21 protein-coding genes are annotated in these 17,536 nt (G+C 71.4%); 16 read left to right on the forward strand and 5 right to left on the reverse strand.

The features are described from left to right. Positions 1-109 precede the first annotated feature (109 nt). Genes ACBI99_RS03630 through ACBI99_RS03645 form a run of 4 tightly spaced genes read left to right on the forward strand, consistent with a single transcriptional unit; the run spans position 110 to position 3,017 of the window. Entirely contained in the window at positions 110-961 is an 852-nt protein-coding gene (locus tag ACBI99_RS03630) for an ABC transporter substrate-binding protein (RefSeq protein WP_219500866.1), read from the forward strand. Between the two features lie 4 nt (positions 962-965). Beyond that, complete coding sequence (locus ACBI99_RS03635; RefSeq protein ID WP_375071661.1) at positions 966-1,793, forward strand: amino acid ABC transporter permease; 828 nt, start codon at positions 966-968, stop codon at positions 1,791-1,793. Then, a complete protein-coding gene (locus tag ACBI99_RS03640) occupies positions 1,790-2,533 on the forward strand; it encodes an amino acid ABC transporter ATP-binding protein (RefSeq protein WP_219500864.1) in 744 nt (247 codons plus the stop codon). The genes ACBI99_RS03635 and ACBI99_RS03640 overlap by 4 nt, the downstream gene beginning before the upstream one ends. A 58-nt stretch (positions 2,534-2,591) precedes the next feature. Further along, positions 2,592-3,017 (forward strand): CGNR zinc finger domain-containing protein, encoded by a 426-nt coding sequence (locus tag ACBI99_RS03645; RefSeq protein ID WP_219500863.1) that lies wholly within the window; start codon positions 2,592-2,594, stop codon positions 3,015-3,017. Here the strand turns inward: ACBI99_RS03645 and ACBI99_RS03650 are convergent. Continuing rightward, the gene (locus tag ACBI99_RS03650) at positions 2,987-3,304 is read right to left on the reverse strand and encodes a S24 family peptidase (RefSeq protein WP_308125621.1); all 318 of its coding nucleotides are present in this window, start codon (positions 3,302-3,304) and stop codon (positions 2,987-2,989) included. The genes ACBI99_RS03645 and ACBI99_RS03650 overlap by 31 nt on opposite strands. A gap of 67 nt (positions 3,305-3,371) precedes the next feature. On the opposite strand from ACBI99_RS03650, the gene sodN reads away from it, so the two are divergent. From sodN to ACBI99_RS03665, 3 genes are all read left to right on the forward strand, one after another. Then, on the forward strand, positions 3,372-3,773 hold the full coding sequence (gene sodN / locus ACBI99_RS03655; protein ID WP_082310527.1) for a superoxide dismutase, Ni: 402 nt from the start codon (positions 3,372-3,374) through the stop codon (positions 3,771-3,773). Between the two features lie 127 nt (positions 3,774-3,900). Next, entirely contained in the window at positions 3,901-4,326 is a 426-nt protein-coding gene (locus ACBI99_RS03660; RefSeq protein WP_049569269.1) for an anti-sigma factor, read from the forward strand. Between the two features lie 17 nt (positions 4,327-4,343). Further along, positions 4,344-5,123, forward strand: a complete 780-nt coding sequence (locus ACBI99_RS03665) for an RNA polymerase sigma factor SigF (RefSeq protein ID WP_219500859.1) — start codon at positions 4,344-4,346, stop codon at positions 5,121-5,123. On the opposite strand, the gene ACBI99_RS03670 is transcribed toward ACBI99_RS03665, so the two are convergent. Continuing rightward, positions 5,120-5,689: a hypothetical protein gene (locus tag ACBI99_RS03670; RefSeq protein WP_375071662.1), complete on the reverse strand. Its 570-nt coding sequence runs from the start codon at positions 5,687-5,689 to the stop codon at positions 5,120-5,122. The two genes, ACBI99_RS03665 and ACBI99_RS03670, sit on opposite strands and share 4 nt — an antisense overlap. Positions 5,690-5,726: 37 nt before the next feature. Beyond that, positions 5,727-6,113 carry a hypothetical protein gene (locus ACBI99_RS03675; protein WP_219500855.1) on the reverse strand — a complete coding sequence of 129 codons (387 nt, stop codon included), beginning with the start codon at positions 6,111-6,113 and terminating at the stop codon, positions 5,727-5,729. Positions 6,114-6,222: 109 nt separating this feature from the next. On the opposite strand from ACBI99_RS03675, the gene ACBI99_RS03680 reads away from it, so the two are divergent. Continuing rightward, on the forward strand, positions 6,223-7,164 hold the full coding sequence (locus ACBI99_RS03680) for a diacylglycerol kinase family protein (RefSeq protein WP_219500853.1): 942 nt from the start codon (positions 6,223-6,225) through the stop codon (positions 7,162-7,164). A 269-nt stretch (positions 7,165-7,433) separates the two neighbouring features. Beyond that, positions 7,434-7,688, forward strand: coding sequence for a WhiB family transcriptional regulator (locus tag ACBI99_RS03685; RefSeq protein WP_049569263.1), 255 nt, complete (start codon positions 7,434-7,436; stop codon positions 7,686-7,688). Positions 7,689-7,811: 123 nt separating this feature from the next. Here ACBI99_RS03685 and ACBI99_RS03690 read toward each other — a convergent pair whose 3' ends face one another. Then, complete coding sequence (locus ACBI99_RS03690) at positions 7,812-9,281, reverse strand: histidine kinase N-terminal domain-containing protein (protein ID WP_357590230.1); 1,470 nt, start codon at positions 9,279-9,281, stop codon at positions 7,812-7,814. 174 nt (positions 9,282-9,455) lie between these two features. On the opposite strand from ACBI99_RS03690, the gene ACBI99_RS03695 reads away from it, so the two are divergent. From ACBI99_RS03695 to ACBI99_RS03725, 7 genes are all read left to right on the forward strand, one after another. After that, positions 9,456-10,175, forward strand: coding sequence for a GntR family transcriptional regulator (locus ACBI99_RS03695; RefSeq protein WP_049569261.1), 720 nt, complete (start codon positions 9,456-9,458; stop codon positions 10,173-10,175). A gap of 14 nt (positions 10,176-10,189) precedes the next feature. Further along, a complete protein-coding gene (gene bioD / locus ACBI99_RS03700) occupies positions 10,190-10,903 on the forward strand; it encodes a dethiobiotin synthase (RefSeq protein WP_357590228.1) in 714 nt (237 codons plus the stop codon). Positions 10,904-10,954: 51 nt separating this feature from the next. Further along, complete coding sequence (locus ACBI99_RS03705) at positions 10,955-11,542, forward strand: helix-turn-helix domain-containing protein (protein ID WP_219500846.1); 588 nt, start codon at positions 10,955-10,957, stop codon at positions 11,540-11,542. Between the two features lie 84 nt (positions 11,543-11,626). Further along, complete coding sequence (locus ACBI99_RS03710) at positions 11,627-12,781, forward strand: sensor histidine kinase (RefSeq protein WP_219500844.1); 1,155 nt, start codon at positions 11,627-11,629, stop codon at positions 12,779-12,781. Next, positions 12,772-13,425: a response regulator transcription factor gene (locus ACBI99_RS03715; protein ID WP_219500842.1), complete on the forward strand. Its 654-nt coding sequence runs from the start codon at positions 12,772-12,774 to the stop codon at positions 13,423-13,425. Before ACBI99_RS03710 ends, ACBI99_RS03715 begins: the two co-directional genes overlap by 10 nt. Beyond that, positions 13,422-14,189 (forward strand): DUF4097 domain-containing protein, encoded by a 768-nt coding sequence (locus ACBI99_RS03720; protein WP_219500840.1) that lies wholly within the window; start codon positions 13,422-13,424, stop codon positions 14,187-14,189. Before ACBI99_RS03715 ends, ACBI99_RS03720 begins: the two co-directional genes overlap by 4 nt. A gap of 40 nt (positions 14,190-14,229) precedes the next feature. Continuing rightward, positions 14,230-15,876, forward strand: coding sequence for an acetolactate synthase (locus ACBI99_RS03725; protein ID WP_375071663.1), 1,647 nt, complete (start codon positions 14,230-14,232; stop codon positions 15,874-15,876). On the opposite strand, the gene ACBI99_RS03730 is transcribed toward ACBI99_RS03725, so the two are convergent. Further along, on the reverse strand, positions 15,877-17,436 hold the full coding sequence (locus ACBI99_RS03730) for a protein kinase (RefSeq protein ID WP_375071664.1): 1,560 nt from the start codon (positions 17,434-17,436) through the stop codon (positions 15,877-15,879). Between the last annotated feature and the right edge of the window lie 100 nt (positions 17,437-17,536).

Raw genomic sequence — 17,536 nt, forward strand, 5'->3', positions numbered from 1 at the left:
GCCGTTCCGTTGACGCATTGTTGCTCACCAGATGACGGACTGCTGCAAAAGCCCATCTAAACTGCACGAAACCCCAACATTCTTGGCATAAACACTGAGGAGGCCACCCATGGCCCTCTGGCCCTTGAACCGCCGAGCCTCCGCCGCCGGCGCGCTCGCCCTCACCGCCGCCCTGGCGCTGTCCGGCTGCGGCAGCGAGTCGTCGTCGAGTGGCGGCACGACCTCCGCCAGCGCCTCGGCGGCCGGTGGCGCCCAGCTGGTGAAGCCCGGCAAGCTCACCGTCTGCACGAACATCCCCTACGAGCCCTTCCAGTTCAAGCAGGGCGCCGACATCGTCGGCTTCGACGTGGACATCGTCGACCTGGTGGCCAAGAAGCTCGGCGTCGAGCAGGAGATCGTCGACATCGACTTCGCCGTGATCAAGAGCGGCGCCGCCATGGCCACCAACAAGTGCGACCTGGCCGCCGCCGGCATGACCATCACCGAGGAGCGCAAGGCCAACATCACCTTCTCGGACCCGTACTTCGACGCCACGCAGGCGCTGCTGGCCAAGAAGGGCACCGGGGCCGCCTCCCTGGAGGACGTCAAGGCCAAGGGGCTGAAGCTGGGCGCCCAGGCCAGCACCACCGGCCTCACCTACGCCACGGAGAAGGGCTTCAACCCGACCGAGTACGCCGACTCGGCCAAGGAGCTGCTCGCCCTCCAGGCCGGCCAGGCCGACGTCATCATCCAGGACCTCCCGGTCGTGCTCACCTGGCTGAAGAAGCCGGAGATCGCCGAGAAGTTCGAGCTGATCGCCAGCCTCGACACCGGCGAGCAGTACGGCCTCGGTCTGAAGAAGCAGGCGGACCCGGTCCTGCTCAAGACCATCAACGAGGAGCTCGCCAAGGCCAAGTCGGACGGCACGTACGAGAAGATCTTCGTGAAGTGGTTCGACAAGAAGCCCGGCGAGCTGGGCTGACCCCATGGCGGACGAGCCGAAGACGGCTGAGCCGGGACGCGCCCGGCTCAGCCCCCGCAAGAGACAGCGGATCAGCCGCGGCGTCCAGTACGCCGTCCTGACCATCGCCTTCGTCGCCCTGGTCGTGTACGCCGACTGGGGCAGCCTGGCGCAGAACTTCGCCCAGCCGGACGTGGCCGGGCAGATGCTGCCCGAGCTGTTCACGATCGCGCTCATGAACACGGTCATCTACTCAGTCGGCGGGTTCGCGTTCGCGTTCGTGTTCGGCCTGATCGTGGCGCTGATGCGGCTGTCCACGGTGGGCCCGTACCGGTGGCTCGCGACCCTGTACATCGAGATCTTCCGCGGCCTGCCGGCGCTGCTGGTCTTCCTGATGATCGTCTTCCTGCCGCTGGCGCTGCCCGGCTTCGAGGTGCCCGGCGGCACGTACGGGCAGGCCATCCTCGGCCTGGGCCTGGTCGGCACCGCCTACCAGGCGGAGATCTTCCGGGCGGGCCTGCAGGCGGTCCCCAAGGGACAGACCGAGGCCGCCAGGTCGCTCGGCATGTCGGCGGCCCGGGCGCAGATCACCGTGGTGATCCCGCAGGCGATCCGGATCGTCATCCCGCCGACGACCAACCAGTTCGTGGCCCTGCTCAAGGACTCCTCGCTGGTGCTGTTCCTGGGCGTCTCGGGAGAGTTCGTGGAGCTGACGAAGTTCGGCAACGACATGGCGTCCACGCACGCCAACGCCACGCCCATCCTGGTCGCCGGCCTGACGTACCTGATCGTCACCATCCCGCTCGGCTACCTGGCGGGACGGCTGGAGAAGCGCAAGGGGACGGCCCGATGACCGAAGCCATCGAGATCGAGGACCTGCACAAGCACTTCGGCCAGAACGAGGTGCTGCGCGGCATCGACCTGACGGTCGGCACCGGCCAGGTCGTCTGCGTGATCGGGCCGTCCGGCTCGGGCAAGTCGACGCTGCTGCGCTGCGTGAACCTGCTGGAGCAGCCCACCAAGGGCACGGTGCGGGTGCGGGGCGTCGAGGTCACCGACCCGGACGTGGACATCGACGAGGTCCGGCGGACCATCGGCATGGTGTTCCAGCAGTTCAACCTCTTCCCGCACATGACCGCGCTGCAGAACGTGATGATCGCCCAGCAGCGGGTGCTGAAGCGGGGCAGGAAGGAAGCCGAGGTCGTCGCCAGGGAGAACCTGGAGAAGGTCGGTGTCGGGGCCAAGTGCGACGCCTTCCCGGCGCAGTTGTCCGGCGGGCAGCAGCAGCGGGTGGCGATCGCCAGGGCGCTCGCGATGAACCCCGACCTGATGCTGTTCGACGAGCCCACCTCGGCGCTCGACCCGGAGCTGGTCGGCGACGTGCTGGCGGTCATGCGCAAGCTGGCCGAGGAGGGCATGACCATGCTGGTCGTCACCCACGAGATGGGCTTCGCCCGTCAGGTGGCCGACCGGGTGGTGTTCATGGACGGCGGCGTCGTGGTCGAGGACGGGCCGCCGGCCCAGGTGATCGGCGATCCGCAGCACGAGCGGACCCGCGCGTTCCTGCACCGGGTGCTGCACCCGGAGGGCTGAGCGTGAGCGGGGCGTCCGGGGATTCCGGGCGCCCCGCCGTTTCGTGTAATACTCCGGCATGGACCTGACCTCTTACGCCGAGTGGGCGGTCCGCCTCGTCAACGATCCCGCTCCCCCGCCCGAGCTGGTGCGGCTGCGGGACGAGCTGGCGGCCGTGTTCGACGCCGCGGCCGACGCCGAGGAGCTGGCCGCCCTGCTCAACGCGCTGCTCGTGCGCTATCCCGTACGCCCGCAGCTCACCGACCACGACGGCCGGGGCTGGCACCTGCACCTGGCCGACCACTCCGGCGCGGCCGCGGTGATGGGCCTGGCCGCGGTCGTGGCCACGCTGGGCGCCGACCGGCTCGGCCGCTGCCTGGAGCCGCGCTGCTCGCGAGCCTTCCTCGACACCTCCTCCAACCGCTCGCGCCGCTACTGCTCGGCCCGCTGCGCCAGCCGCGCCAACGTCGCCGCCTACCGGGCCCGGCGCCGCAGCGGCCAGTAGCGCAGCACGACCCGCCCGACGACGTCCTCGACCGGCCCGAAGTCCCAGCTGTCGCGCCGGCCGCCGGCCCGCTGGTTGTCGCTCTCCAGCCACCAGCCGCCCTCGCCGTGCCACTGCGCCCGCTTCACGATCAGCCGGCTCGGGTCGCCGGGCAGCCTCGCCACCACGACGTCGCCGGGGCGCACCCGCGCGCCCCGCCGCACCAGAAGCCAGTCGCCCGGCTCCAGACCCGGCCGCATCGAATCCCCTTCGACACGCACTCTCATCGCCGAGACCCCCTCCTCCACAGGCGTTTGGACCCGAGTAAGGTCGGTACAGGACCAAGCTGATTCGGCATCAAGGAAGGATTTTCTGATGCTTGCACGACTGCTACGACCCAAGCATGTCGCTTCCGCACACTGCGACCTGCCCTGTGGGGTCTACGACCCCGCCCAGGCCCGGATCGAGGCGGAGTCGGTCAAGGCGATCATGGAGAAGTACGCGGGCAACGAGGACCCGGTGTTCCGCGCCCGCGCCATCAAGATCAAGGAGGAGCGGGCCGAGCTGGTCAAGCACCACCTGTGGGTGCTGTGGACCGACTACTTCAAGCCGCCGCACCTGGAGCAGTACCCGCAGCTGCACCAGCTCTTCTGGGAGGCCACCAAGCTGGCCGGGGCCGCGGGCGCCAAGGGCACCGTCGAGGTCGCCAAGGCTGAGGACCTGCTCGGCAAGATCGACGAGATCTCCAAGATTTTCTGGGAGACCAAGGCCGCCTAAAGCGGCACAAAGGCTCTGTGCGGCTACCGCCCGCACAGAGCCTTTTTCGCTGATGGCGAGTCTGAATCCGCCAAGCACCTCCCGGGGGCGGTAAGTTGCAGTAGGCGTCGTATACGCGAGGAGGAACGTGACCGAGGAAACCGAGACGCGTGCGACAGGCGAGGCCGCCATCCGCGACGTGGTGAGCATCAGGCTCCCCGCCGACAGCGCCTACCTGTCCGTGTTGCGTACGGCCACCGCCGGGTTGGCCGCCCGGCTCGACTTCACGCTGGACGAGATCGAGGATCTGCGGATCGCGGTCGACGAGGCGTGCGCCATGCTGCTCAACGAGGCCGTGCCGGGCACCGACCTGACCGCCGAGTTCGAGCTGACCGGCCAGGAGATGCAGGTTCGCGTCGAGGTGGCCACGGTCGGGAGCTCCGCGCCCAAACGCGATGACTTCGCCTGGATGGTGCTGACCGCCCTGGCCGACGACGTCGACGCGGTGACCGACTCCCCCGATCGCATGGCGATCGTCCTGCGTAAGCGCCGAGGCGCGGCGAGGCCGGCGTGACGGAAAGGACTGGAGCCATGGCCACCAGCGAACACGCCGTGCCCGACAGGGTGCGGGCTCGCATGCTCTTCGCCGAGCTGTCCGAACTCGGCCCTGACGAGCCCCGGCGCCAGCGCATCAGGGACGAGCTGGTCGAGCTTCACCTTCCGCTGGTCGAATACCTCGCGCGCCGCTTCCGCAACCGCGGCGAATGGCTCGACGACCTGACCCAGGTCGCCACGATCGGCCTGATCAAGTCCATCGACCGGTTCGACCTCAACCGTGGCGTGGAGTTCTCCACCTACGCCACGCCCACCATCGTCGGCGAGATCAAGCGGCACTTCCGCGACAAGGGCTGGGCGGTGCGCGTGCCGCGCCGCCTGCAGGAGCTCAAGCTCTCGCTGACGAAGGCCATCAGCGAGCTGTCGCAGCGCGAGGGCCGCGCGCCCACCGTGGCCGAGCTCGCCACCTACCTCAAGATGACCGAGGAGGAGGTGCTGGAGGGCCTGGAGTCGGCCAACGCCTACTCCACCGTGTCCCTCGACGCGCCCGACTCCGGCGACGACGACGCCCCCGCGGTGTCCGACTCGCTGGGCATCGTGGACGAGTCGCTGGAGGGGGTCGAATACCGCGAGTCGCTCAAGCCGCTGCTGGAGCGGCTGCCGCCGCGCGAGAAGCGCATCCTGCTGCTGCGGTTCTTCGGCAACATGACCCAGTCGCAGATCGCCACCGAGCTCGGCATCTCGCAGATGCACGTCTCGCGGCTGCTGGCCCGCACCCTGGCCCAGCTCCGCGAGGGCCTGACGGCCGACGACTAACCCGCGGAAGCGGCTTCGGCCGCTTCCGTTCTTCTCGCTCCCGCCCGCGCCGCCACGGCGAGCACGAGCAGCAGCGCGGCCACCGGCCAGCCCGCGCCCCATTCGGCGCCGGACGCCGGCGCGAACGTGCTGCCGAGCCCGGCCCGATCGATCACCGCCGCCGTGGCCGTCCTGGTCAGCCAGGGACCGGCGACGACGGCCACAGTCACCGCGAGGGCGATCCAGCCGAGTCGCGCCGCCTCCCCCCTCCCCAGCGGCCGTCCCGCCATGAGGGCGCGCAGCACCGCGGGCAGCAGCAGCGCGGCCACTCCCGCGCTCAGCCCGGCGAGCAGCACGTCGGCCCGTGACAGGAACTGCTCCGCCAACGTGGAGCCCCAGACGTCCAGCACGCTCTCCCTCCGCCGGACGGCGGAGCTCCCGGCGAGCGGCACGCCTGTGCGCAGCGACAGCACCGTGACGGTGACGTAGCCGCCGGTCCTGGTCATCGCGTTGATCGTGTACGCGACTGCCCCGATCGCCGCGATCGCCCCGGCGAACCTCGTCAGATGTACGACCAGACGGCCCATGGCCGCATTATGGGCGCCGTGGCCGCGCCCGTACAGGTCAGGACTCGTCGCCGTAGAGCGCGCGGGTGGTGGGCGGGGCGAGCAGGCCGACGAGGCCGATCAGGGCCACCACCAGGAGCGGGATGCCGAGCTCGGGACGGCCGGAGTCGAAGAGCGTGACGGAGATGGGGATCAGGAAGATCTGCGCGAGCACGGCCGGCGCCCGCCCCCAGCGCTCGGCGGCCAGCAGGCCGCCCCAGGCGACCCAGAGCAGCCCCGCGCCGATCAGCAGCCCGAAGGCGGCCTCGGCCAGCGCGGCGGTCAGGTTGGCCGGGGTCCCGGACACCGTCTCCACCCCGACGTAGACGCCCAGCCCGAGCGCGATCAGCCCTTCGAGGGCGACGACGAGGGCGGCGGCAACCAGGCTCCACGGACGCTTCGACACACCCCGCACCCTATCCGCCGCCACCGCTGCCCCGTTCGCCGCCGTACACACCCGATGAATGGGATTTTTCACGACAATATCGACAGGCACCACCGGTTACGCTGGCCATATGCGCGCGATGCTCCTGGTCAACCCCAAGGCCACCACCACCAACGCCCGCACCCGCGACGTGCTCATCCGGGCGTTCGGCGCGGCCGTGGACCTCAGCGTCGAGGAGACCGCCTACCGGGGGCACGCGGCGATGCTCGCGGCCACCGCGCGGGCCAAGGGGTTCGACATGGTGGCCGTGCTGGGCGGCGACGGGACGATCAACGAGACCGTCAACGGGCTGCTGAACCCGGTCGACGGCGACGACACCGGCCGCCCGGCGCTCGTCGTCATCCCGGGCGGCAGCGCGAACGTGTTCGCCAGGGCGCTCGGGCTGCCCAACGATCCGGTCGAGGCCACGGGCGCGGTGCTGGAGGCGCTGCGCGACGGGCGGCGGCGCGGCGTGGGCCTGGGGCAGGCGCTGTGGGACGGCGAGAGCCGCTACTTCACGTTCTGCTCGGGGATGGGCTACGACGCCGAGGTCGTAAGGGCCGTGGAGGGCCTGCGCGGGGCCGGGCGGAAGGCTACCCCTGGCCGGTATGTGAACACGGCCCTGAGGCACTATCTGGCCACGGACAAGAGGCATCCCGCGATGACGCTGACGGGTCCCGGCATCCCGGCGGCCGAGGGGCTGTTCATGGCGATCGTGTCCAACACTTCGCCGTGGACGTACGTGGGCACGCGGCCGGTCCGGCCGACCCCGTGGGCCTCGTTCGAGACGGGGCTCGACCTGCTCGGGCTGCGCCGGATCGGTCCGCTGACGCTGGCCCCGGTGATCCGTCACATCCTCACGGAGAGTGAGCGCCTTCCGGGCGGCCGGCACCTCGTCCAGCTGCACGACGAGGCCGAGTTCACGCTCACCGCGGCCCGCCCGGTGGCCTTCCAACTGGACGGGGACTACCTGGGAGAACGCGAATCCGTAACGTTCCGGTCTATCCCGAACGCATTACAAGTTCTGGTCTAGCTGGTTACATTCGGTCATTGTGTGACGCATCCGACATCCATTACCGCCAAAACTTCGGCCGTACCCTCTTGCGTGCACTCTCCGTGGCTGAAAAGCTCAACACTGACGTCGGAACGTAGGACCTTTAACAACCCCCAAGGGTCCTCCGCCGTCCGCGGGCATCCCCGGTTCACCTGATCCGGGGACTTGTTCGCACGGGTTAGTGAAACCTTTCACAAAGGATGCCGCACGGAGCCCATCTCAGGCTCCATCTACTAAGGAGTGGACGCATGGACTGGCGCCACCGAGCTGCCTGCCGTGACGTGGACCCCGAGCTGTTCTTCCCGATCGGGAACACCGGACCGGCACTCATGCAGATCGAAGAGGCCAAGCAGGTCTGCCGTTCCTGTTCGGCCATGGAAGCCTGCCTGAAGTGGGCGCTGGAGTCCGGCCAGGACGCGGGCGTCTGGGGCGGCCTCAGCGAGGACGAGCGTCGCGCGCTCAAGCGCCGCAGTGCCCGTGCCCGCGCCCGCGCGACTGCCTGAGCCCGCCAGAAGGAGACCCGCCTGAAACCCGCAGCGAGCCGAACCGCCTGGTGCGATCGACTGTCCGCCAGGACCACGCCGCGTCCCTGATCGAAGGGACGCGGCGTTCAGCTCATCTGGCGCTCATGAAGCGGGCAGCGGGATCGACAGCGTGACCTCCGTGCCGCCGCCCTCGCGCGGCAGGACCGACAGCTTGCCCGACAGCTCCCCCTCGACGAGCGTGCGCACGATCTGCAGCCCGAGGCTGGTCGAACTGTCGAGGTCGAAGTCCGCGGGCAGCCCCTGACCGTCGTCCCAGACGACCACGTGCAGGCGCTCCGGCCCCGGCTCCACCATCACCTGAAGCCGCTCCGGCCGGCCGTGCTGCAACGCGTTCTGCAGCAGCTCGGTGAGCGCCATGGCCAGCGGCGTGGCGATGAGCGACGGCAGCACGCCGAACGCCCCCACCCGGCGCGGCGTCACCGCCGCCTCCGGCGCCGACACCTCGCCCGCCATCGCGATCACCCGGTCGGCGATGTCGTCGAAGTCGACGAACTCCTCGGGCGCGTGCGAGAGCGTCTCGTGCACGATCGCGATCGAGCCGACCCGCCGCACCGCCTCCTCCAGCGCCTCGCGGCCCTCCGGCACCCGCAGCCGCCTGGCCTGCAGCCGCAGCAGCGCGGCCACGGTCTGCAGGTTGTTCTTCACCCGGTGGTGGATCTCGCGGATCGTCGCGTCCTTGGTCATCAGCTCGCGCTCGCGCCGCCGCAGCTCGGTCACGTCGCGGATGAGCACCAGTGCGCCGATCCGGCCGCCGCCGACGATCAGCGGGATCGCCCGGAGCTGCACGATCGTGCCGCCGGACTCCACCTCGGTCTCCTTGGCCGCCCGCCCGCTGGCCACGATCATCAGGTCTTCGTTGATCGGCTCGTCGGAGTAGCACAGCGTCGCGGTCACCCGGCCGAGCTCGGCCCCCACCAGGTCGGCGTGCAGCCCCAGCCGCCGGTAGGCCGACAGCGCGTTGGGCGAGGCGTAGGTCACCCGCCCGGCCCGGTCGAGCCGCAGCAGCCCGTCGCCGACGCGCGGCGAGCGGACCAGGATCGGCTCCTCGCCCGAGAACGGGAACCGCCCCTCGGCCACCATCTGCGCCAGGTCGGAGGCGCTCTGCAGATAGGTCAGCTCCAGCCGCGACGGGGTGCGCGCGGACGACAGGTTCGTCGAGCGCTGGATCACCCCGAGGAACCGGGCCTCGCCGTCGGGGACGGCACGCCGTACGGGGATCGTCTCCTCGCGCACGGGCACGCCCGTGGACCAGTCGGGGTCGCCCTCACGGCAGATGCGCCGCTCGTCCCAGGCCGTGTCGATCAGCGGGCGCTCGCCCTTGGCCACCACCGTGCCGACGACGTCGTCGTGGTAGACCGTCGGCCCGGTCGTGGGCCGCATCTGCGCGATCGCGATCCAGCCGCCCTCGCCCAGCAGCGGCGCCCACAGGATGAGGTCCGCGAACGACAGATCGGCCAGCAGCTGCCAGTCGGAGACCAGCGAATGCAGCCAGTCGAGATCCGCCCCGTCGAGCGCGGTGTGGCGGACGACGAGGTCGCTGAGAGTCGGCACGAGTGCATCATGCGTGCTGTCGGGGCCAACAGCCAAACCGCCGCCGCCTTTTCGGGCGGGTCAGGGGCTGTGAAGACCATCACAGCGGTTGCGGCCTGGCCTGCCGCAGCGGTTATCCTTCACCATCAGCCTGAGCTGCCCGGATTGGCGCTCGGCAGAAGTGAAGGTGAGAGCGTGACAGACGACGGCCCTCGCGTACCGAAGTACTACGACGTGAAACGGGCCCTGCTCGAGCTGACCAAGACGCTCGCGCCGGGTTCCGCGCTGCCGCCCGAGCGGACGCTCGCCGTACGCTTCGAGACCTCGCGCACCACGGTCAGGCAGGCGCTGACCGAGCTGGTCGTGGAGGGCCGGCTGCTGCGCATCCAGGGCAAGGGCACGTTCGTCGCGCAACCCAAGGTCGCGCAGGTGCTGCAGCTCACCTCCTACATCGGCGACCTGCGCACGGCCGGCCTGGAGCCCGACACCAAGATCCTGGAGATCGGCTACATCACCGCCGACGAGGCGCTGGCCCGCCGCCTGGCGATCAACCCGGGCGGCCGCGTGCTGCGCATCCACCGGCTGCGGCTGGCCAACGGCGAGCCGGTCTCGGTCGACACCACGCACCTGTCGGCGCGGCGCTTCCCGCGCCTGCGCCGCGAGCTCGAGGTGCACTCCTCCCTGTACGAGACGCTGCACAACGCCTACAACGTACGGCTCACCGACGCCGAGGAGATCATCGAGACCGTCCTCGCCACGCCGTACGACGCGAAGCTGCTGGGCGTGGACGTGGGGCTGCCCATGCTGCTGCTGACCCGCCACGCCTTCGACGCCGACGGCAATCCGGTGGAGTGGGCGCAGTCGCTCTACCGGGGCGACCGCTACAAGTTCGTCACCAGGCTGCGCCGCCCCTGACTACGCTTGGCCGCGTGAGCGTGATCGTGGTCAGCGGGACCGACTCCGGGGTGGGCAAGACGGTCGTGTGCGCCGCCCTGGCCGTGCTGGCGCGGGGCCGGGGGGCGAGCGTGGCCGTGGTGAAACCCGCCCAGACCGGCGTCGCCCCCGGCGGGCCCGGCGACGTGGACGAGGTCATCCGGATGTCCGGGGTGACGACCACGTTCGAGCTCGCCCGCTTCGACGCGCCGCTGTCGCCGGCCGCCGCGGCGCGGGCCGCCGGGCTGCCCCCGGTGTCGATGCCGCAGGCCGCCCGCCGGATCCGCGAGCTGGCCGAGAGCAACCGGCTGGTCGTCGTGGAGGGCGCCGGCGGGCTGCTGGTGCGCTACGACGAGGACGGCGCGACGATCGCCGACCTGGCCAGACTGCTGGGCGCGCCGGTGCTCGTGGTGGCCCCGGCCGGGCGCGGCACGCTCAACCACACCGCGCTGACGCTGGAGGCGCTCGCGCACCGCGGCCTCGACCTGGCGGGCGTGGTCATCGGCGCGTGGCCGGCCGAGCCGGGGATCGCCGAGCGGAGCAACGTGACCGACCTGGAGATGCTGGCCGCCCGGCCGCTGGCCGGCGCGCTGCCCGAAGGGGCCGGGCGGCTGTCCGGCGACGCCTTCGCCGACGCGGCGCGGCGCGGGCTCGCCGTGACGCTCGGCGGCGCCTTCGACCCCGCCGCGTTCCGGGGGACCTTGCGCTGAGCCGCCGGATGTGGCAAGTTCTGTTGCTCTTTCCGGGATGCTGGAGACGTCATGGACAACATCGCCGCGATCGAAGAGGTGCTCGCCCAGGTCGGCCCGCGGCTCAAACGGCTGCGCGCCGAGCGCGGCCTGACGCTGTCGGCGCTGGCCGAGGCCACCGGCATCTCCACGAGCACGCTGTCGCGCCTGGAGTCCGGGCAGCGGCGGCCCAGCCTCGAGCTGCTGCTGCCGGTCGCCCAGGCCTACCAGGTGCCCCTGGAGGAGCTGGTGGGCGCGCCGGAGGTGGGCGACCCGAGGGTGCGCGCCGTGCCGCGCAAGATGCACGGCCGCACCGTCCTGCCGCTGACCCGCCAGCCCGGGGCGCTGCAGGCGTTCAAGATGGTCATCATGCCGGAGCCGGGCGTCCCCGAGCAGCAGACGCACGAGGGCTACGAGTGGATGTACGTGCTGTCCGGGCGGCTGCGGCTGCTGCTGGCCGACCGTGACCTGGTGATGAAGGCGGGCGAGGCCGCCGAGTTCGACACGCGGCTGCCGCACTGGTTCGGCAGCGCCGACGACCAGCCGGTGGAGATCCTCAGCCTGTTCGGCCGCCAGGGCGAGCGGATGCACGTGCGCGCCCGGCCGGCCAGCCGCGCCTAGCGTCGGGGGGTGGGGCTAGCCCCACCCTGGTCGCGCACACCAGGCCCATGTCCGGCAGCTCCCAGGAGTCAATACCGTGGAGGCATGAAACGACCCCGGGTGGCCACGGCGTGGCTCGACACGGCCCACGTGATGACCGGGCTGCCCGTCGCGTTCGCGCTCGCGGTGCTGACGCTCGCGTCGGCCGTGGCCCCGCCCGTGCTGCGGCGCGGCGTGCCCTGGTTCACGCGGGTGCAGCGCTCCCGGTTCGAGGCGTTTCTGGGCGAGCGCATCCCGCCGGTGCCGCCCGCGCGCAGCTGGCGCACCTCCAGCCTGTGGCGGCAGATCGCCTACCATCTGCTGTCGCCGCTGGTCAGCGGGCTGGCGGTGTTCCTGGTCGCGGCGACGTGGGGCGCGGCGCTGGTGGGGCTGCTGGCCTTCCTGCCGCCGCTGATCCAACCGCCGCCGCTGACCTTCCTGTTCGACCTGCGCGACCCGAACGTGGTCACCACCTACATCGTGGCGGGGGCCGTACTCCTGCTGATCGCGCCCGTGCTGGCGCGCGGGATGGCGATGCTGGACCTGTCGGTGGCGCGGGCGCTGCTCGGCCCCAGCCGCGACGAGCTGGGGCGGCGCATCGAGACGCTGACCGAGAGCCGCGCCGGCGTGATCGACGCCGCCGATGCCGAGCGGCGGCGCATCGAGCGTGACCTGCACGACGGCGCCCAGCAGCGGCTGGTGTCGCTGGCGATGAACCTGGGCCTGGCCCGCGCCACGCTCACCGACCTGCCGGAACCGGCCCGCGAGGCCATCGAGCACGCGCACGAGGAGGCCAAGCAGGCGCTCAAGGAGCTGCGCGACTTCGTCCGCGGCCTGCATCCGGCCGTGCTCAACGACCAGGGCCTCGACGCGGCGCTGTCCGGCGTGGCCGCGCGGGCCCCCATCCCGGTGCGGTTGCGCGTCGACATCGAGCGCCGCGCCACTCCGACGATCGAGGCGGTGGCATTCTTCATCGTGTCCGAGGCACTGACCAACATCGCCAAGCACGCCGCGGCCACCAAGGCCGAGGTGAGCGTGCGGCGCGAGCGCGACCGGCTGCACGTGCTCGTCTACGACGACGGCTGCGGCGGGGCCCGCCTCGACAGCGGCACCGGGCTGCGCGGTCTGGCGCAGCGCATCGACGCCGTGGACGGCAGGCTGCGGCTGAGCAGCCCGCTCGGCGGCCCGACGACGATCGAGGTGGACCTGCCGTGCGAGTAGTGCTCGCCGAGGACTCCGTGCTGCTGCGCGAGGGGCTCGTCCGGCTGCTGGAGGCGGCCGGGCTGGAGATCGTGGCCGCCGTGGCCGAGGCCGAAGGGCTGCTGCGGGCCGCCGAGGAGCACCGGCCCGACCTGGTGCTCACCGACGTGCGGATGCCGCCCACGCACACCGACGAGGGGCTGCGGGCCGCGCTCGTGCTGCGCCGCCAGCAGCCGTCGCTGGCCGTGCTGGTGCTCTCGCAGTACGTCGAGGAGCGCTACGCCGCCCAGCTTCTCGCCTCGGCCGCCGGCGGCGTCGGCTACCTGCTGAAGGACCGGGTGGCGGACGTGGCCGAGTTCGTCGACGCGCTGCGCCGGGTGGCGGGCGGCGGCACCGCGCTGGACCCCGAGGTGGTCTCCCAGCTCCTGCTGCGCGGCCACAGCGACCCGCTGGACCGGCTGACGCCGCGCGAGCACGAGGTGCTCAAGCTCATGGCCGAGGGCCGCTCCAACGCGGGCATCGGCGCGCAGCTCGTGCTCAGCGAGGGCGCCGTGGGCAAGCACATCGGCAACATCTTCGCCAAGCTCGACCTGCCTCCGGCCGAGGGCGATCATCGTCGGGTGCTGGCCGTGCTCCAGTTCCTCAAGATCAGGAGCATGCCGTGAGAGCGCTCTGGCTGACCCTCGGCTCGGTGCTGACCGTGATCGCGGTGACGGTGTCGACCGCGATCATCTGGCGCGGGTTCGCCACCGCCCGTGAGCCCACCGAGACCACCGAGCGCGTCATCGCGGTCGAGGCGCTGACCACGCTGCGCGTGATCGGGGAGGGGGCCGTGAGCGTGCAGGTCCATCGGGGCGAAGCCGGGCAGATCCTCCTCATCCGGTCGATGCGCTGGTCACAGGAGAAGCCCAGCGTGTCGGAGGACTGGGACGGCCGGACCCTGCGCCTGGACTCCTCCTGCCCAGGCGCCGGCTACCTGACCGCGCCGGTCTGCGAGATCGGCTACCAGGTCCTGGTGCCGCAGCACGTCAGCGTGGACGCCAGGACCGCCTCCGGCTTCCTGGCCGTCGACGACATCGCCGGTGACATCCGCGTCGCCACCGTCTCCGGCGCCGTCCGCCTGGACGACCTGCCCGGCAAGGTGCACGCCAGGAGCGGGTCGGGCAGCGTCCGGGGCGACTCCCTGCGCAGCGAGCAGGTGGACGTGGAGGTGAGCTCGGGCGACCTCGACCTGTCGTTCATGACGCCGCCCAGCGAGGTGCGCGCGATCGTCAAGACCTCCGGCAACATCGACATGGAGCTTCCGCCCGGCGCCTACGACCTGTCGACCAGCGCGCCACAGGTGATCATGACCCCGGTCAGCGACCCAGGCTCGTCCAGGAAGATCACCGTCTCGACGCCCGACGGCGAGGTGTCCATATGCTGCTGAAGCTCTGTTTACTTTTGTGACTGGTTGGTAAGTTCCCGGCATGGAGTCTGCGAAGCACGCCGGTGACGCCGCTGTCGCCGTGTCCAAGGCCTATGGTGTCGAGACCATGTTCACCCTGTCGGGCGGGCATGTCTTTCCCCTTTACGACGGCGCCCAGCACGAGGGCATGCGCATCCTCGACGTGCGCCACGAGCAGAGCGCGGTCTTCGCCGCGGAGGCCACCGCCCGGCTGACCCGCAACCCCGGCCTGGCGGTGCTGACCGCCGGGCCCGGCATCACCAACGGCGTCAGCGGCGTGGCCACCGCGCACTTCAACGGCTCCCCCGTCGTCGTCCTGGGCGGGCGCGCCCCGCAGTCGCGCTGGGGCAGCGGCGCCCTCCAGGAGATGGACCACCCGCCGCTGTTCACGCCGATCACCAAGCTGGCGTTCACCGCCTCCGGCGCCGACTCCGTCGGCCAGGACGTCGAGACCGCCTTCCGCACCGCCGTCGCGCCGCACCGCGGCCCCGTCTTCCTCGACGTCCACATGGACCACCTGTTCTCGCCCGCCCCCGTGCCGGAGCCGAGCACCCAGTCGCCGTCGCCGCTGGAGCCCGACCCCGACGACCTGCGCGCCATCGCCGCCCTGATCGCCGAGGCCGAGCGGCCCGTGCTCGTGTACGGGTCCGACGTGTGGATGGACCGGGCCGAGGAGGCCGCCCGCGACTTCGCCGAGACCTGGCGGCTGCCCGTCATCCCCAACGGCCAGGGCCGCGGCATCCTGCCCGCCGGGCACGACCTGCTCGTCACCCGCGCCCGCGGCCTCGCCTTCGCCCAGGCCGACCTGGTCGTCGTCATCGGCACCCCGCTCGACTTCCGCCTCGGCTACGGCTGGTTCGGCGGCAAGGACGGCGCCCCGCTGGCCAAGGTGGTGCACATCGCCGACGCGCCGTCCGGCATCACCACCCACATGAAGCCCGTCGCCTCCGCCGCCGGCGACCTGTCGGTCGTCCTGTGGAGCCTCGGCACGGCCTGCGGCGAAGCCGGCGTCAAGCCGAGCCGCTACGAGAGCTGGGTCAACACGCTCGCCGACACCGCCGCGGCCGCCATCGCCGGCGACGCCGCCCTGCTCGCCTCCGACTCCGACCCGATCCACCCCATGCGCATCTACGGCGAGCTCGGCAAGGTCCTCGCCGACGACGCCGTGGTGATCGGCGACGGCGGCGACTTCGTGTCCTACGCGGGCAAGTACGTCGAGCCCCGCCGGCCCGGCAACTGGCTCGACCCCGGCCCGTACGGCTGCCTCGGCACCGGACTCGGCTACAGCATCGCCGCCCGCCTGGCCAGGCCGTCCTCCCAGGTGGTGCTGCTGCTCGGCGACGGCGCGGCCGGTTTCTCCCTCATGGACGTCGACACGCTCGTCCGGCACCGGCTCCCGGTCGTCATGATCTGCGGCAACAACGGCATCTGGGGGCTGGAGAAGCACCCGATGCAGCTCCTGTACGGCTACGACGTGGCCGCCGAGCTGCAGCCGCAGTGCCGCTACGACCAGGTGGTCACCGCGCTGGGCGGCGGCGGCGAGCTGGTCACCAAGGCGTCAGAGATCGGGCCCGCGCTGCGCCGCGCCTTCGACTCCGGCATCCCGTACATGGTCAACATCGCGACCGACCCGCAGGTCGCCTACCCCCGCAACACCACGGGGGTGTGACTACGGCTTGACCGTGGTCGTGGCGGTCACGGTCGGGGTGGGCGTGTTACAGGTCGGGGTGGGGATCAGCACCGCCTCGACCGTCTTGCCCACCTCCAGCATCTCGCCGCCGTTGGGGAAGCTCTGGCCGACCATCTTGCACATGTCGGGCAGGGTGCCGTCGGTCTGGTCGTCGGCCTTGAACCCGAAACCGGCCTGCTTGATCTTGGCCAGGGCCTGCGGGTAAGGCATGTTGACGATGTACGGCACCTCCTTCTTCGGCTTGGGCGTCGGCGAGGGGGACTTCGTGGTCGTCTTCGTCGGGGTGGGCGTGGGGGTCGGGGTCGGAGACTCGGTGGGCTCGGTCTCCTCGGGGGTGGGCGTCGTCCTGTTCTCGATCGACTGCTCCCTCGGAGGCTTGGTCGACGGCCTCGCCCTGGGGGTCTTCGTCGGCTTCTCCGCCGGCTTCTCAGGCTTGGACTCGGTGACGGTCGGCGTCGGGGTCGGCTGGGCGATCGGGTCGCCCTCGGCGCTCATGTTGGTCAGCGCGACCGCGCCCGCGCCCACGCCGAGCACCAGCACGGCGGCGAGCCCGGCCACCAGGCCGCCCCGGCGCGGAGCCTTGGCCGCGCGCCGGCTGCCCTGGCGCTGGCCCGCCACGGTCGTGGCCTCGGGAGGAGCCTGCACCGCGCCCGTCTGATACGCCTCGGGCGGCGGGGCCATGGTGGCGCCGGTGGTCGGCAGGGCCGCCTGGGTCATCGGGATCTCGCCGGTGGCGACCATGCGGGCCGCGTCGCTCATCGCCCTGGCGCTGGGGAAGCGCCGCGCCGGGTCCTTCGACAGGGCCCGCTCGACCAGCGCGCGCACCGGCCCGGGGATGTCGGGCGGCAGCGGCGGCGGCGCCTCGCGGATGTGCTTGAGCGCGATCGTGACCGGGCTGTCGCCGTCGAACGGCCGCTGACCGGCCAGGCACTCGTAGGCGACGACGCCGAGCGCGTAGATGTCGACGGCCGGCGTGACCGGGGCGCCCTCGGCCTGCTCGGGCGCGCAGTAGGCGGCGGTGCCGAGCACCATGCCGGCGTCGGTGAGCCGGTTGGCCAGGTCGGAGCGGGCGATGCCGAAGTCGGTGATGACGAGCGTGCCGTCGCGCTGCACCAGCAGGTTGCCCGGCTTGACGTCGCGGTGCACGATGCCCTGGTCGTGCACGGCCTGGAGCGCCGAGGCGGCCTGGGCGATGAGCTCCATGGCGGGCTGCGGCGAGATCCGGCCGAGCCGGCCCAGCAGGCGGTCGAGCGGTTCGCCGTCGACGAACTTCATCACCAGGTAGACGGTGTCGCCGCTGACCCCGTAGTCGTAGACGTCGACCACGCCGGGGTGGTTGATCGTCGCCATCGCGCGCGCTTCCCCCTGGAAGCGGGCGAGGAAACCGGGGTCCTGCATACGGCCCGGGAGCAGCACCTTGACGGCGACGGTCCGCGCGAGGACGGTGTCTTCGCCGCGCCAAACCTCGCCCATTCCTCCGGCGCCGATGCGGGTATCCAGGCGATACCGCCCCGCAAGCGTCGTCCCTTGGGCCACCATGACTCCCCCGCTACCCCCTGCCTCTAGACCCTCTCCCACCCCAGGGTTCTCAACAAAGCGAACTTGTGTCGCGGTGCGGTCACACGGAGGTCACGGAACT

It is taken from the genome of Nonomuraea sp. ATR24, from assembly GCF_041950485.1.
Classification (GTDB): Bacteria; Actinomycetota; Actinomycetes; order Streptosporangiales; family Streptosporangiaceae; genus Nonomuraea; species Nonomuraea ceibae.